This window comes from Nocardioides malaquae (assembly GCF_015070385.1).
Classification (GTDB): Bacteria; Actinomycetota; Actinomycetes; order Propionibacteriales; family Nocardioidaceae; genus Nocardioides; species Nocardioides malaquae.
This window is the reverse complement of the sequence record NZ_JADCSA010000412.1, coordinates 1-270: the sequence shown is the minus strand read 5'-3', so window position 1 is coordinate 270 and position 270 is coordinate 1. Positions and strand designations below refer to the sequence as shown.

The window sequence follows — 270 nt, the reverse complement described above, 5'->3', positions numbered from 1 at the left end:
AAAGAGGTTCATTTGCGCAATAGCATTCACATCAACGCTTTGCCCCGGGCAATCTTGAGTTCCTACCAGAAAAAGATCTTCTTTCAGCAAAGCCTGACTGGATACACCAGCCACAGGGGAATGCTCATAAATCACCGCCATATCGAGTTGGTGATTTATCAATTTTTCGTTAAGCACTGCACCACTATTTTCATGAAGATAGATAACGATCTCCGGAAATTCAGCGCGAACCGCCTGTAATAAGGGCATGGTGATGGATGACGCAGCGGT

General features: G+C 45.6%; 1 protein-coding gene. It reads right to left on the bottom strand.

Going from position 1 to position 270, the window contains the following annotated elements:
- The coding region (locus IEQ44_RS15885) for a LysR substrate-binding domain-containing protein (protein ID WP_264674495.1) at positions 1 to 270 on the bottom strand (270 nt) is incomplete at both ends.